1 rRNA gene is annotated in these 255 nt (G+C 50.2%); it reads right to left on the bottom strand.

The features are described 5' to 3' along the window. Nucleotides 1-255, bottom strand: a 23S ribosomal RNA gene (locus tag BEN26_RS13880); the annotation flags it as partial.

Below are 255 nucleotides of genomic sequence, written 5' to 3'. Positions count from 1 at the left end.
AGCCTTTCCAGACTTGTTCAACTACCATCCTTTTTTCTTACTCCACATAAGACGCCCCACGACCCCGATACCCGTAGGTATCGGTTTAGGCTGTTCCCTTTTCGCTCGCCGCTACTTAGGGAATCGCTTTTGCTTTCTCTTCCTCAGGGTACTTAGATGTTTCAGTTCCCCTGGTTGCCTCCTCATCCCCTATGTGTTCAGGGATGGGTATACTTCCATTACGAAGTATGGGTTCCCCCATTCGGAAATCCCCGG

This window comes from Tepidibacillus sp. HK-1 (assembly GCF_001748485.2).
GTDB lineage: Bacteria > Bacillota > Bacilli > Tepidibacillales > Tepidibacillaceae > Tepidibacillus_B > Tepidibacillus_B infernus.
The sequence above is the reverse complement of the archived record's forward strand: the minus strand, read 5'-3'. Positions and strand labels throughout refer to the sequence as shown.